The organism is Loktanella agnita (assembly GCF_046640325.1).
GTDB lineage: Bacteria > Pseudomonadota > Alphaproteobacteria > Rhodobacterales > Rhodobacteraceae > Yoonia > Yoonia agnita.
Map to the genome: position 1 here is coordinate 193124 of NZ_JBJMBF010000007.1, position 14432 is coordinate 207555.

General features: G+C 58.7%; 11 protein-coding genes. 5 read left to right on the forward strand and 6 right to left on the reverse strand.

Annotated features, from left to right (window positions below; all coding sequences use genetic code 11):
* Window positions 1-111: 111 nt before the first annotated feature.
* Together queA and ACJ5NV_RS10280 are read right to left on the reverse strand one after the other, a co-directional pair.
* Complete coding sequence (gene queA, locus ACJ5NV_RS10275; RefSeq protein ID WP_411643586.1) at window positions 112-1173, reverse strand: tRNA preQ1(34) S-adenosylmethionine ribosyltransferase-isomerase QueA; 1062 nt, start codon at window positions 1171-1173, stop codon at window positions 112-114.
* Window positions 1170-4466, reverse strand: coding sequence for a DUF3971 domain-containing protein (locus ACJ5NV_RS10280; protein ID WP_411643587.1), 3297 nt, complete (start codon window positions 4464-4466; stop codon window positions 1170-1172). Before ACJ5NV_RS10280 ends, queA begins: the two co-directional genes overlap by 4 nt.
* 89 nt (window positions 4467-4555) lie before the next feature.
* On the opposite strand from ACJ5NV_RS10280, the gene bcp reads away from it, so the two are divergent.
* From bcp to ACJ5NV_RS10300, 4 genes are all read left to right on the forward strand, one after another.
* The gene (gene bcp, locus ACJ5NV_RS10285; protein ID WP_411643588.1) at window positions 4556-5023 is read left to right on the forward strand and encodes a thioredoxin-dependent thiol peroxidase; all 468 of its coding nucleotides are present in this window, start codon (window positions 4556-4558) and stop codon (window positions 5021-5023) included.
* Window positions 5024-5034: 11 nt separating this feature from the next.
* Entirely contained in the window at window positions 5035-5832 is a 798-nt protein-coding gene (locus ACJ5NV_RS10290; RefSeq protein ID WP_411643612.1) for a ferritin-like domain-containing protein, read from the forward strand.
* A 172-nt stretch (window positions 5833-6004) separates the two neighbouring features.
* Window positions 6005-7312 carry a DUF5930 domain-containing protein gene (locus tag ACJ5NV_RS10295; protein ID WP_411643589.1) on the forward strand — a complete coding sequence of 436 codons (1308 nt, stop codon included), beginning with the start codon at window positions 6005-6007 and terminating at the stop codon, window positions 7310-7312.
* On the forward strand, window positions 7302-7838 hold the full coding sequence (locus ACJ5NV_RS10300; RefSeq protein ID WP_411643590.1) for a bactofilin family protein: 537 nt from the start codon (window positions 7302-7304) through the stop codon (window positions 7836-7838). Before ACJ5NV_RS10295 ends, ACJ5NV_RS10300 begins: the two co-directional genes overlap by 11 nt.
* A 49-nt stretch (window positions 7839-7887) precedes the next feature.
* Here ACJ5NV_RS10300 and ACJ5NV_RS10305 read toward each other — a convergent pair whose 3' ends face one another.
* The 4 genes from ACJ5NV_RS10305 to ACJ5NV_RS10320 form a co-directional block, all read right to left on the reverse strand.
* Complete coding sequence (locus tag ACJ5NV_RS10305; RefSeq protein ID WP_411643613.1) at window positions 7888-8634, reverse strand: DUF2189 domain-containing protein; 747 nt, start codon at window positions 8632-8634, stop codon at window positions 7888-7890.
* Between the two features lie 174 nt (window positions 8635-8808).
* The gene (locus ACJ5NV_RS10310; protein WP_411643591.1) at window positions 8809-9675 is read right to left on the reverse strand and encodes an aminoglycoside phosphotransferase family protein; all 867 of its coding nucleotides are present in this window, start codon (window positions 9673-9675) and stop codon (window positions 8809-8811) included.
* An 80-nt stretch (window positions 9676-9755) separates the two neighbouring features.
* Entirely contained in the window at window positions 9756-10868 is a 1113-nt protein-coding gene (gene prfB / locus ACJ5NV_RS10315) for a peptide chain release factor 2 (RefSeq protein WP_411643592.1), read from the reverse strand.
* A gap of 74 nt (window positions 10869-10942) precedes the next feature.
* Window positions 10943-13459 (reverse strand): penicillin-binding protein 1A, encoded by a 2517-nt coding sequence (locus tag ACJ5NV_RS10320; RefSeq protein WP_411643593.1) that lies wholly within the window; start codon window positions 13457-13459, stop codon window positions 10943-10945.
* Between the two features lie 145 nt (window positions 13460-13604).
* Between ACJ5NV_RS10320 and ACJ5NV_RS10325 the strand changes: the two genes are divergently transcribed.
* Entirely contained in the window at window positions 13605-14228 is a 624-nt protein-coding gene (locus tag ACJ5NV_RS10325; protein WP_411643594.1) for a class I SAM-dependent methyltransferase, read from the forward strand.
* Window positions 14229-14432: the final 204 nt, after the last annotated feature.

Here is a 14432-nt window from a genome sequence, read left to right on the forward strand (position 1 = left end):
TATTTGGGAATTTGTTCAGAATTTGGGCTAAAATAAGATTACCAAAGTATTAATAGCCGCCGGGTTGGGTGATCTTAAGTTAGGATTCGAATGCAACGCAGCAAGCCGCATTCAGTCTGGCGCACCCTGTGGCAAAAGCAGTGATGCATCACCGTAAGAGAAAAACCGATACTCTTCGGCAATGGCGTGGTCATAAATCGACTTAATTCGCTCCACGCCCATCAGCGCCGACACCAGCATCATCAGCGTCGATTTCGGCAGATGGAAATTGGTCATCAATCCATCTACAATCTGAAAGTTGAAACCGGGGGTGATGAAAATATCTGTGGGTCCGGTCCAAGGTTCCAGCCGCCCATCCACCGCAGCACTCTCGATCAGACGCAGGGCGGTGGTGCCCACCGGGATCACCCGACCACCCGCAGATTTGGTCGCGTTGACCTCTGCCGCTGCCTCCGGCGTGACTTCGCCCCATTCACTATGCATCTTATGGGCGCTGATATCGTCAACCTTGACCGGCAGGAATGTCCCCGCGCCCACATGCAGGGTCACATGGGTGAATGCCACGCCCCGCGCGCGCAACGCCGCCAAAAGCGGGCCATCGAAATGAAGCGACGCCGTCGGTGCCGCCACAGCCCCCGCCTGACGCGCCCAGTAGGTCTGATAGTCGCTTTTATCCGCCTCATCCGCCGGGCGCTTGGCGGCAATATACGGCGGCAACGGCATCGCGCCCACATCCGCCAGCGCCGCGTCAAAATCATCGCCCGTCAGATTGAACGACAGCAGCGCTTGCCCATCCGCGCGGGATACCACCGTCGCCGACAGCGCATCGGAAAACGCGATCACCTCGCCATCACGCACTTTCTTCAGCGGCTTGACCAGCGCGGACCATCCACCATCCGGGCGGGGCTCCAGCAATGTGACCTCGATCCGGGCCGCCGTATCACCAGCATCACCGGACCTGTGGCGCAAACCGGACAAACGCGCCGGGATCACCTTTGTATCATTCAGGACCAAACGATCACCGGGGCGCAGGATATCCGGCAAATCCGACACACTACGGTCGGCCATCGCATCGGCCTCTGCCAGCAGCAAACGGGCCGACGAACGCGGGCGGGCGGGACGCACGGCGATCAACCGTTCAGGCAGATCAAAGTCAAATGCGCTCAGCTTCATTGGGTCACATCCGGCGGCGGGCGGCGAAAGATTTCGCGGAACATGCCCGGCGTCAGGGCCGAAAGCGGGTTCACACTTACTTGCGGCGCGGACGATGTGCCGAGAATATTAAAGTTGAACCCAATCAGCCCCTCACCCCGGCGGGTCAAAAAGGCACCGATGCCATTCAACAGATAAAAAGGTGACACCACGCCCTGAAACTCCATTTTCTTGCTGGCGAGCGTGTAGACACCATCCAGTGAAATGCCAAGCCCCGGCCCCACGGCGCTGGACTGGGTCACAACCACCCGATCAGGGCTCAGCCGGAACCGCGCATCAACCTCGTCAAAGGCGAGCCCCTGCCCGTCCAACTGCTGCAACAACCCCACGACACTGATCGCATCCAGCAAGGCGGCCATCGCAGGCGCATCACGCACCCGCAGCTGTCGAATGCTTAGGAAACCATCAAACGTCCCGGCCTCTGCGGCGGGCAGCAATGTCAGGTCAAGTGTGCCATCCACCGCATTGCGCATGAACGCCGCAGCACGCAGCACACCGCCCGCATCATCACTGACCAGCCGCACGGCAGAGCGTCCATTACGTGGCGCCACCGTGCCCTGCACAACACTCGCCCCATTCAGCCGCGCCTGAAACTGGCCGGAAAATCCGCCTGCACTGCTGAACGCACCACCAAAGGACGTCAGCGCAATCCCTTCGGTCACCTGCAACCGGTCCAAGCGGATCTGCATCGGCCCGCCTTCGCTACCACCCCCGCCAAATGTGGCGCGGCGCAAATCCAGGGTGCCGCCGTCAATCTCGACGGCAACCGGTTGCCCCGGACCACGCCCGCGCAGTGTGATTGGCACATCCAGCCAGTTCCCCACGCGAAAGCGATCAAACCGGGCCGCCTCCAACCGTTTTTCGTCATTCAGGGTCACCCGGCCCTGCGCAGACAGACCGCCGCCGCTGATCTCGAGATTAGTGACCTCCGGCACATCGCCCAGTGTCCCCTCCACCAGCAACGCACCTTCGGTCGCAGGCGATTTGGACCAGCCCACCGGCGGGATGGCCACGCGCACACCCAACAAATCCGACGTCAGCGAAAAGGCCGGTGGCGCGCCCCGGACCAGGTCAATCGTCAACTGGCCTTGGCCACGGCCCGTGACCCATCCGGCTGGCAAGGCGATCCCGAATTCTTCCAAAAATGCGGGCGACAGTTCCACCTCTGCGGTGACCTGACTGCGGCCCTTGAACGCCGGGCCGATACGCTGTTCCCACTGACCATCCACCAGCACATCGCCCACACGCAGCGGACCACCCACGCGCAACCCGGTGTTATCAACCGAAACACCAATCCGCGCCGCCGCCATACGACGATCAGGGATCAACACATCACTGCGGACAGCACGGACATCGCCCGCGATCTCATATGTCACCTCGTCTGGCGTGATCCCCGGCTTCAGCAGGAACCCGATACGCCCCGTCGCAGCAACGCGACCATCAGCAATCGTCACCGGCAGGTTCGCCTTGTCCATAAAGGTAAAGGGCGGCTGGTTGAGCACGGATAATACGGCAGTGACAGAGCTGTCCGTCGACAGATTGACTTCGGCAGGACCACGGCGAATGCGGGTATCGGGCACCACAAATGATGTCCCTGCCAGCGCAATCGGGCCACCCTCCGGGGCCAACACGCCCCCTTCTTCCAGACTGACAACAAACCGGTGATCGCTGACAGCGGCGACGCCGACACCGCCGGTGATATGCGGCATATGACGCATGAAACGAACCTCTGCCTCTGAAAACGCGAAATTCGCTGCCAGTTCCGGGCGCGCGCCGGGAACAAGCCGAAACCCGGCGTGCAGATCGTGCAACCGGGCGGCAAAGACATTTTCAGCAACCCATTTGCGCGAACCGGGCTTCAGACCCTCCGGCCAGAACCGCAGCAGCTTCTCCGGCGAAAGCGTGTTGATATCCGCATCCAGCGACACCTGCCAACCATCCTCGGTCGCCGCAACAAAGCCATCGGCACGCAGGCGCATATCTTCGTCCGCGACAACCATCTCCCCCAGATCAATGCGGAACGGATCAAAGCGCAAACGCAGGTCAACCCGCGCCTGCGGCACCTCAACAGGGGACGGATACACCTCGGCCGGGTTCAGTGTCAGATCATCAAACCGAAACTGAGCCAGCAGCGACCGGGGCAAACCATCCTGAATGTCACGCAGATAGGCATCAGCCCCGGCGCGCAAACTGCCCCATTCGGTCTCAACCGAGATCTGATCGAACCTTATATGATCGCGGATCGGCTCATAGGTTAGATAGGCCTTTGCCTCTTGAAAATTCACCGGCTCCGTCGCGGCATTCGGGCGCAATGCGCCGTGCCCGATTTCCAGCGCCGCGCTCAACGGCCCCAGCGCGCCGTCCTCATCAAGCGAGGTGCGCAAAGATGCTGAAATCGGCGCATCCACATCGCGCAACCACGTCAGCGCCGGGGATTGCGACGCCACATCGCTGGCCTCTGCATTCTCAATCGTCAGGCCCAATTCGGCGGCACGGCTGCCTCGCGGGCTACGGTAGGACAGATTGACGCTGGTCACCTCTGCACGGCCCGACAACAGCGACACATCGCCCCGCAGCGCAGTCTGATCGCCGCGCACATCCAGCAACATCTGGCCGCCATCAACGATCCAGCTACGGCCCGCGCGGGCATCATCATAATTCACCACCAAACCGTCGATGCGAACCGTTTCCAGCGCCTCCAGCGCGGGGCGCTCAAACAAGTGATCCGCCTCATCAAGGAATTCATCCATGCTCCGGTCCGCCGCCCCGGCAGCGGCCACGCTTTGGCCAAGATCAACCGCCAGCGTGCCATCCGCCGCCCGGCGCAGGTTGATCTGCGCGCCGCTCAGGCGAATATCCTGCATCAGAACCTCTTGGCGAAACAGCAAGCCACGCGGGGAAATCTGACCTTCGACCAGCGGAATGCGGGTGATGGTCAGACCGCTTTCATCATAAAGCTGTGTGTCGATCAGGCGCACAGTCGGATGCAGGTCCTTGCTGATCCGCAGCGATATCTCACCAAAGCGCAGCGTACCGCCATTCAGCACCTCTGCCGCGCGCTCTTCAATACTGGACACAATCCAACTGGGGGCGGCAATATCATGCTCGACAACCAGAACCGCAGCCGCGATGACAAAAAAGACCGGCAGCATGCAGATCAGAAACAGCGCGCGCAGACAGAACACCCAACGGGGCATCCCCCGCTTGCGCGGCCTGACAGGCAGTTCGAATGGGTCCTCTTGGGTGTCGGTCAAGATATCCTCTGGTGACAAGACGCCTTTATCTTTGCCCGCACAGCATTAAAACAAAACCACATATATGGACCACAGCAAAAGGACGCCCAATGCCCAGCCCAGCCGTCGGTGACACAGCCCCCGCAATCAGCCTGCCCCGCGATGGGGGCGACATCATTAGCCTGTCAGACTTTTCAGGCAAGAATGTGGTGCTCTATTTCTATCCGCGCGACGACACGCCGGGCTGCACAAAAGAGGCGATTGGCTTTACCGAAAACCTCGCCGCCTTCGATGCACAAGATACGGTCATTCTTGGGGTCTCAAAGGATCCGGTCAAAAAACACGACAAGTTTATCGCCAAACATGACCTCAAGATCGCGCTGCTTTCGGATGAAACAGGCGATGTCTGCGAACGCTACGGCGTCTGGGTGGAAAAAAACATGTACGGCAAAAAATCCATGGGCATCGAGCGGGCAACCTTTCTGATCGGCAAGGATGGCAAGATCGCCCAGATCTGGCGCAAGGTCCGCGTGCCCGGCCATGTGGACGCCGTGCTTGAAGCGGTCAGCGCACTGTGAAGCTCGCGGAAATGGCCGTCGCGGTGCTGACCACCGCAAATGGACGGGAAAAGGCAACGCTGTCACGTCAATACGCCGCCCAGTGGCAAGCCGCGCGCAAGGAAGGGCAAACGCCTGCCATCGGCAGCGCGACCCCGCCCTTGCGGCCGTCACGCCCTGAAAAGCCCGAACTGCTGGACCCGCGCGATGTCCCGCACCGCAAACCGGGATCAGAGGCAGGGCGGATCGCGCTGCTGCACGCCGTGGCGCATATCGAATTGAACGCCGTGGACCTGCACTGGGACATCATCGCGCGGTTCACCGATACCAAGCTGCCGATGGGGTTTTACGACGACTGGGTTAAAGCTGCGGATGAAGAATCCAAGCATTTCAACCTGATGTGCGACTGCCTTGAATCGCTGGGCAGCCACTATGGCGCGCTGCCCGCCCATGCCGGCATGTGGCGCGCGGCCGAAGATACGGTTGATGACCTGATGGGACGGCTCGCCGTCGTGCCCATGGTGCTCGAAGCACGCGGGCTCGACGTGACCCCCGGCATGATCAAAATCTTCAAACAGGCAAAGCTGAGCCAGGTCATAGAGGCGCTGGAAACAATCTACGCCGAAGAGGTGCACCATGTCGCATATGGCAGCAAATGGTTCCATTTTCTCTGCGGACGACACGATCTTGACCCCACCGGCGTCTTTCACGATCTGGTGCGCAAATACTTCCACGGACAGCTGAAACCACCCTTCAACGAAGAAAAGCGGGCCGAGGCAGGCATCCCCCCGGATTTCTACTGGCCGCTGGCCGCAGAAGCCAAAGTTTAGCCACATCTCCGCCATGAGGATGGGCGAAACGCCGCCCAACTTCCCAAGTGAACCGGCACAATCCCCCGGCCCGCGCGCAAAAATCTTGCAGCCAATGGCTACGCTGTCTAACAGTATGACTGCACGCCGGATCGGGGACCGGCACGACAAATGACACGGGACACCCAAAAACGTGCGATCACGAATAACACACCGCATCCATTTTCTGCTCGAGCGGCTCTTTCCAGAAAAACGACTTTTTCTGCGCTCTGATACCGAAACACGCTTCATCCGCCTGAAACCTGAAACCCAACTCGTGGCGTGGACAGGCAGCGCTGTTGTTGTGGCATGGACGATCATCGCCACGGCCATCCTGCTGATGGACAGTATCGGGGCCGGGAATTTTCGGGCGCAGGCGCAACGCGATCAGATGACCTATGAACAGCGGCTGAACGCCCTGTCATCGGAACGCGATGCACGGGCGATGGAAGCGGTCGCCGCGCAAGAGCGGTTTAACTCCGCACTCGCGCAAATTTCCATCATGCAGTCCGAACTGCTCGCCACCGAAGAAAAACGGCGCGAACTTGAAACCGGGATGGAGGTCGTGCAAGCCACCCTGCGCAACACAATGCGTGCCCGTGAAGAGGCACGCGAACAGCTTGCAGAACTCTCTGCCGAAACCGAATCCCCCACCGTCGGCACGCTCAGCGAAGACGCGGTTGGCACGGTCGACCTGCTGGCAAACGCACTGGCCGAAACCGCGGCAGAGCGGGACATGATCGCCGCCGATGCCGAATTCGCCGTCGACCATGCGCGGGAAATGGAACTGGAGTTGCGGCTCTTGCAGGAACGCAACGACCAGATCTTCCGGCAGCTGGAAGAGGCGATGCTGGTCTCCGTCGAACCGCTTGACGAAATGTTCCGGGCGGCTGGGATGAATCCGCAAAACCTGATCAATCAGGTGCGGCGCGGCTATACCGGCACCGGCGGGCCGCTGACTCCGCTGCAATTCTCGACACGGGGCGGCACACCCGACCCTGACGCCCTGCGCGCCAACAGCATTCTGAATTCGATGGACCGGATCAATCTCTACCGGATTGCGGCCGAAAAAGCCCCCTTCTCGATCCCTGTCACTTCCAGCTTCCGCTACACCTCAGGCTTCGGGCCACGCTGGGGGCGGATGCACAAAGGCGCCGATTTCGCCGCGCCGATTGGCACTCCCATTTACACGACCGCTGATGGTGTAGTAACACATGCAGGATGGTCTTCGGGATATGGGCGGCTGATCAAGATCAGACATGACTTCGGAATCGAAACACGATATGCCCACCTGAACTCTATGGATGTCACGGTCGGTCAAAGAGTCTCGCGTGGCGAGCGAATTGGTGCTATGGGAAATTCTGGTCGCTCGACTGGCCCACACCTTCACTACGAGGTTCGCGTCAATGGTGAACCCGTCAATCCCATGATCTATATAAGAGCTGGACAAGATGTTTTCTAAATCAAAAATCAACGAGCCCGGGCCAAAGACGGCCGAAAATGAAAACGCGAAAAGTTCGGACACCAGCGCACCTGCTGCTGGCACAGGTTCGGATTACAAGGCGTCCGCGCCCAAGGCGAAACCGCCCGCGTCAACCCTGTCAGCTGACCTGCTGATCACCGGGAACCTCAAGACAACCGGCGACATTCAGGTCGAAGGTCAAGTCGAAGGCGACATTCGCGCGCATCTGCTGACTGTCGGCGAAGGCGCCACCGTCAAAGGCGAAGTGGTCGCCGATGACGTGGTCATCAATGGCCGCATCATTGGCCGTGTACGCGGTCTGAAAGTGCGCCTGACGTCCTCCGCACGGGTCGAAGGCGACATCATCCACAAGACCATCGCGATAGAGTCCGGTGCCCATTTCGAAGGCTCCGTACAGCGTCAGGATGATCCGCTGGCCACCGGCGCCAAGAAAATGCCAACAACCGCAGCCCCGGCCGCAACACCTGCGGCAAGCACAGCGGCTCCGGCAAAATCCAAAAGCTGATCAAAGCTTTATCTGGTGAAGGGCGCCCCTCGTGGGCGCTCTTTGCGTTTCAGACCAGCGCACAGCGATACAGATGCCATGTGGCATGGCCCAATACCGGTAAGACCACCAGCAGCCCCAGAAACCACGGCAGCAGCGCCGCAAAGGTCAGCGTGGCAACCAGCAGCGCCCAGCCCAGCATCAGCACCAAGTTCGTGCGCACCGCCCGGAGGCTGACCATCATCGCCGTCACAAAATCAAGCTCGCGGTCCAGCACCAGCGGCAGGCTGACCACCGTCAAGGCAAACAGCAAAAACGCCAGCCCTGCCCCGATCACCAGTTCGGTCGCCAGCATCGCCAGCCCGTTCGGCGTCAAAAACACCTCCCAGCTACCCGACACATTCGTCATCACCGACAGCCCCATGAAAAGCGCAAAGATCATATGGGCCAGAAAGGTCCAGAACAAAAAGTAAAAGACGATAATCGCACCAAGCCACGGCAACTGCCGGGTGCGCTCGGCCCAGACAATCCCCAGCACCGCGCGCCACTCCAACGGCTGACCCCGCTCCATCCGGCGGCTCACCTCATAAAGCCCCGCAGCGGCAAAAGGGGCGAGTAGCGGAAAGCCTAGCGACGTGGCCAAAATCCACGTGAAATGCCCGGCCCCCAGCCAGAGCATGACAAAGCCACCGACCACATAAACCGCGCTAAAGAACAGACCAAACTGCGGGGCACGGCGAAAATCACCCCCCCCCGCGCGCAAGGCAGCCACAATATCAGCCCCGGTCAACCGCCGCACCTCAGGCGGGCCACACATTTTCACCATCCTATTCTCCCGGTTTCCTTTACTAAAGCATCCAGGATGATACTTCCTTGTTCTGGATCAATAGAAATCAGAGGGCAGGACATTGAATGGCGGCTGTGAGGCAAGATTGCGTGATGCTGCGCGGGTTCACGCGTATGCCAGAGCGACAATATCGGTGTTGGTATTTTAGGTTTGTGCGATCACGCCCCGGATCGTATCAACTTCGCGCAAGCGTTTTTCGCGAAATGCGTGATCATTCTCGTCCCTCTTGATGGTCCGCCACAACCACGTAAACAACGCATATTGCATCAGAAGGTCGCGGTCATAGCCTAAGTATTCGGTGATCACCTTGACTTGATCTGAAAACACTTCCCCAAGAACAGGCGGGTCTACATCCGTCGCAGTGTCGAAAAACAAGGATGAGCAATTCGTAATTGGATGTGCATTCACACCGCGCGGGTCAATCGCGCGCGCGCCATGCGTCGTCTGAATTATATTATCGTAATGCAGGTCACCGTGAATAACCCTCTCGGAGCTTCTAAGCATTAAAAATCGCTCTAATATTCCCATTGCTTCGACCACGAGTGCCCTTTGCTCAGAGCTCTGGCTACGCTTGAGTTCCCCCTGCAAAGAACGGTACCTATTGACGGTTTTGCGGCGGTAGGCAAAAGGAAAACTTACTCTGCTACTCTCCGTCAAGCCGTGTATCACTTCGCAAGCCAGTCGCGTTGCCTTTTCATAATCACCTTTTCGCCACGTCTCACTCACCGGCGGACCTTCAACCCATTCGCTCAAGACTGCAGCGCGATAAAAGTCACTCTGATAAATCTGTGCAATGAATTTGCTGTCGACCCCTTTCGTATAAGAGATCGCCGGTCGTTCACCCCGGTATCCGATTTGTGTGTAGATTTTCAGTTTTGCAGGCCCTTGCGGGCTTTCAACAAAATAGACGGTAGAGCGATAGTTTTTCTTAATCTGTTTGGGATTTTGCAAACCCCATCGCTTTGTAACCACCTCATAGGCGTTAGCAGGTGGAGAAATATCAAGACGCACAGATGATTATCCTTATCGGCAAGTTTCGTCGCTTGCGCAACTCTACCATATCTTAGACTTTACCAAGGAGCGATCAGCCCCTACTCCGCGCGCCCCTTACCTGACATATCCAGCGCCAGCGTGGCGCCCATCAGCCCGTCCAGATCACCGTCCAGCACGCCCTTGGTGTCTGATGTCTCGTACTGCGTGCGCAGGTCTTTGACCATCTGATAAGGCTGCAGCACATAAGACCGGATCTGGTTGCCCCAGCCCGCATCGCCCGCATTCTCATGCGCCTCGTTCACAAGGGCGGACCGCTTATCCAACTCAATCTGATAAAGACGCGATTTCAGCGCCTTCATGGCAATATCACGGTTCTGGTGCTGCGACTTTTCGGAACTTGTCACCACGATCCCGGTCGGATGGTGGGTGATCCGCACGGCCGAATCTGTCGTGTTCACGTGCTGCCCCCCCGCACCCGACGACCGGTAGGTATCAATGCGGATATCAGCGGGGTTCACCTCAATCTCGATATTGTCGTCCACCACCGGATACACTTTGACCGATGTAAAAGACGTGTGGCGCTTGGCGGCGCTGTCAAACGGCGAAATCCGGACCAAACGATGCACACCGCTTTCCGATTTCAGCCAGCCATAAGCATTGTGACCACTGATCTTATACGCGGCGGATTTGATGCCCGCCTCATCGCCGGATTGCTCGGCCTGCAACTCGACCTTGTAACCCTTCTTTTCGGCCCAGCGGACATACATGCGGGCCAGCATATTGGCCCAGTCGCAGCTTTCCGTACCACCTGCGCCAGCATTGATCTCAAGAAACGTATCATTGGCATCAGCCTCGCCATCCAGCAGGGCCTCCAGCTCTTTCTGCGCGGCCTTGATCTGCAAGGCAGTCAGCGCGGCTTCCGCCTCACTCACCACCTCGGCGTCATCTTCCATCTCGCCCAATTCGATCAGCTCGATATTGTCGGACAGCTCCTGCTGGATGCTATCGTAATTCTGCATCGCATCGACCAACATCTGACGGTCACGCATCAGCTTCTGGGCCGCATCAGGATCATCCCACAAACCCGGATCCTCAACACGGGCGTTGAATTCCTCCAGCCGGTGCGGTGCAGTCTCGCGGTCCATCCGCTGGGCAAGCAGGTTCAGCGACTTTTCAATCGCGTCCACGTGGCTTTGGATTTCTGCGCGCATCAGGGCACCTATCGGGATCAGATCAATATGTCAGGGGGTCTTAGACTGCGGGGCGGGCCGCGACAAGCGGATGGTCAATAAAGACCACCCGATGACAATGTGCCAAAGCTGGCGCGCGGACCAACCGTCGCCGTTTCACCGGTCGATGTGGTGACCTGACGGCTGGATCGGGGGACCTCATCCACCAAGGGCAGATCGCTTGCCATGGCAAAGCCACCATCAAAGGTGATCCCAAACAGCGGCTCTTCGCCGGGGCGGAAACACTCGGCCACGACATTATCGCCAAAGGCATCATTGGACAGGCGGGCGCCGGTAAAGCGATCAATATTGATGAACTGACAGGCACCGGGCACCGCAAATGGAGCCGCACCATAACGGTCAATCGCATCACCTAGGAACCGGTTCACCACCGGGCCACAGATCCCACCGCCCGATGCGCCACGGCCCAGCGTGCGCGGCGTATCATAACCAATATAACAGCCAGCCACGATGCCAGAGGTAAAGCCGATGAACCACACGTCCTTGGCGTCATTGGTCGTACCGGTCTTACCGGCAATCGGGGCATCCAGCGTGATCGCCCGCGCGGCTGTCCCGCGCTGCACAACGCCGCGCATCATGGATGTCAGCTGATAGGCGGTGATTTCATTCATCACCCGGTCGCGGTTGGAATAGATACGCGGGGCCAGCCCCTCTTGCAGCATCGGATCGGTACAATCGACACATTCGCGCTGGTCATGGCGATAGACCGTATTACCATAGCGATCCTGCACGCGGTCAACCAATGTCGGCTCCACCCGCTCGCCACCATTGGCAAACATGGAATAGGCAGCCACCATCTTGAACAATGTCGTCTCGTCAGACCCAAGAGAGGCCGCAAGCCCCTGATCCATCCGCTGATAGACACCAAAACGCTCTGCATAATTGGCGACCGTATCCATGCCGATTTCCTGCGCCAAACGAATGGTCATCAGGTTCCGGGACCGCTCGATCCCGGTGCGCAGGGGCGTCGGGCCGTAATATTGGTTCGAAGCGTTCTTGGGGCGCCATGTGCCCTGTGGGGTGTTAATCTCAATCGGGGCATCCACCACGATGGTCGCAGGGGAATAACCACTATCCAAAGCCGCGGCATAAACAAACGGCTTGAAAGAAGAGCCCGGCTGACGCTGCGCCTGCGTGGCGCGGTTGAACACTGAATGCTGATAGCTGAAACCACCCTGCATCGCGATCACACGGCCGGTATTGACGTCCATCGCCATAAAGGCGCCTTGGACCTCGGGCACCTGACGCAACGACCAGCGCAGGAAACCGCCATCATCGCCCACCAAGCGGCGCACATGCACCACATCACCGGGGGTGAAATTATCGAAGAAATCACCTTGCAGCCAGCGGATGTCTTCACGGGGCACAACAAAGGGTTCGGCCTCTGTCTCGGTCACATCCTCAACACCGATGCGCAGGGTATTCTCGGCCACCTCTAGGATAACGGCCGGATACCACGGGGCCACCAATGCAACATCGCGGGGCACATTGGTGCGGCGCAGTTCTGCGCGCCATTGCTCTTCGCTGGCCAGCGCCTCTTCGGGCATGGTTTTGCCTGTGCCGCGCCATTCGCCCAAGGTGCGGTCAAATTCTTCCAAGGCCTGCTGCAACGATTGGGCAGCAGAGATCTGCAATTCGCGGTCCACAGTCGCGCGGATCGACAGACCACCGGAAAAGAATTCCTCTTCGCCAAAGTTCTGGCTCAGTTGGCGGCGGATTTCATCAGTAAAGTAATCACGATCCGGCAATTCATCGCGGAAATCCTCGTAGTCGCCCGCCTGCACGGATAGCAGCGGCGCTTCACGCTCTGCATCATAGGCAGCACGGTCGATATAGCCGTTTTCAAACATCTCGCGCAGCGTGTTGTTGCGCCAAAAGACAGCAATCTCGCGGTCGCGGACCGGGTGGCGGTCGCTGGGGGCTTTGGGCAGGGACGCCAGATAGGCCGCCTCCCCCGGTGATAAATCCGACAGGGGTTTGTTGAAATAGGTCAAGGCCGCCGCTGTGATCCCATAGCTGTTCTGGCCCAGAAAAATCTCGTTCAGGTACAGCTCAAGAATGCGCTCCTTCGGCATCGCCTGTTCGATACGGGCCGCCAGAATGATCTCCCGGATTTTACGTTCAAAGGTACGTGACCCATCCAACAGGAAGTTCTTCATCACCTGTTGGGTAATGGTCGATGCACCGCGCACATTGCGCCCGCCCGACTGCACCGCATCAACAAATGCGGACACCATGCCCATCGGGTCATACCCCGCATGTTCATAGAAATTCTTGTCTTCAGCCGAAATAAACGCCTGCTTCACAATATCCGGGATTTCCTCGGCAGGTGTGAACAGGCGGCGCTCTTCGGCGAATTCGTCAATGATACGGCCCTCACCCGAATAAATCCGGCTGATTGTCTTGGGGGTGTATTGCGACAATGTCTCGTAACTGGGCAGATCACGGCCGTACAAATAAAGCACGCCACCAATGCCCACAGCGGCCATCAGCGCGCCCAGCGTCAAAAAGGTGAATATCCCACCCACAAATGAAAAGATGAAACGCAGCACAGCCAGTGGGTATCCTTATTGGTTCGCCTGCGCTTATACGCGCCCGCCCCGGATTGGTCAAAAGCACAAATGAAATGTTCAGCCAGAAGGTGCCCGGAATTGATCACAATCGAATGACCTGTTGCATCCCGCCGCATTGCGGCCCATGTCATCCATTATGAATGCAGAAGACGTGATCCCCACCTATGAACGCGCCGGGCCGGACTGGGCAAAGCTGCGCAACAATGCCCTGATGGAAAAAGCATGGCTCGACCGCATGCTGGCCGCTGCACCGCGCCAGACCGGGCGGGTCCGGGTGCTTGATCTGGGCTGCGGCAGCGGTAAACCCATCGGCACCTATCTGGCAGAGCGTGGGGCGACATTGACGGGCGTTGATGCCACCACATCGCTGACCGATCTCTACGCAACCAACCTGCCACGGGCAGAGGCGATCAAAGCCGACATGCGCGATCTGAACCTTGACCGGCAGTTCGATGCGATCCTCGCGTGGGACAGTTTCTTTCACCTCTCTGCCGATGATCAACGGGGCATGTTCGCGACATTCGCGGCTCATGCCGCCCCCCGCGCGACACTGATGTTCACCTCTGGCCATATCGCTGGCGAAGCCATCGGCGACATCGCAGGGCATCCGGTCTATCACGCCTCGCTCGCGACCGATGACTATCAGACGCTGCTGGCCGACCACGGGTTCAAGCTGCTGCGGCACATACAAGAAGACCCCGATTGCACCGGCCACACAATCTGGCTCGCGCAATTTAAAACCGATTAAGCACGCAACCCGCACCGTTTTTTAACCCGCGCTGGCCAAACTCTGTGAATAAATCATTGACGACCCGCCCCACGCGGTCCGACGTTTGTCCGACGCAAATCCGACCGGTTTCCGACGCCGGGAAAACGTGAATTTTCCTTCTAGATCATTATGTTACCTGAAGTTCTTCCTGAAGCGGACAAAAGCCCCGCAGATAACGCGCAC

Excerpts from the sequence above, each read along its gene's own strand:
- ACJ5NV_RS10300 (WP_411643590.1), top strand. The coding sequence starts at position 7,302 with ATGTTTTCTAAATCAAAAATCAACGAGCCCGGGCCAAAGACGGCCGAA.
- ACJ5NV_RS10290 (WP_411643612.1), top strand. The coding sequence starts at position 5,035 with ATGGCCGTCGCGGTGCTGACCACCGCAAATGGACGGGAAAAGGCAACG.
- queA (WP_411643586.1), bottom strand. The coding sequence starts at position 1,173 with ATGAAGCTGAGCGCATTTGACTTTGATCTGCCTGAACGGTTGATCGCC.
- bcp (WP_411643588.1), top strand. The coding sequence starts at position 4,556 with ATGCCCAGCCCAGCCGTCGGTGACACAGCCCCCGCAATCAGCCTGCCC.
- ACJ5NV_RS10305 (WP_411643613.1), bottom strand. The coding sequence starts at position 8,634 with ATGTGTGGCCCGCCTGAGGTGCGGCGGTTGACCGGGGCTGATATTGTG.
- ACJ5NV_RS10325 (WP_411643594.1), top strand. The coding sequence starts at position 13,605 with ATGTCATCCATTATGAATGCAGAAGACGTGATCCCCACCTATGAACGC.
- prfB (WP_411643592.1), bottom strand. The coding sequence starts at position 10,868 with ATGCGCGCAGAAATCCAAAGCCACGTGGACGCGATTGAAAAGTCGCTG.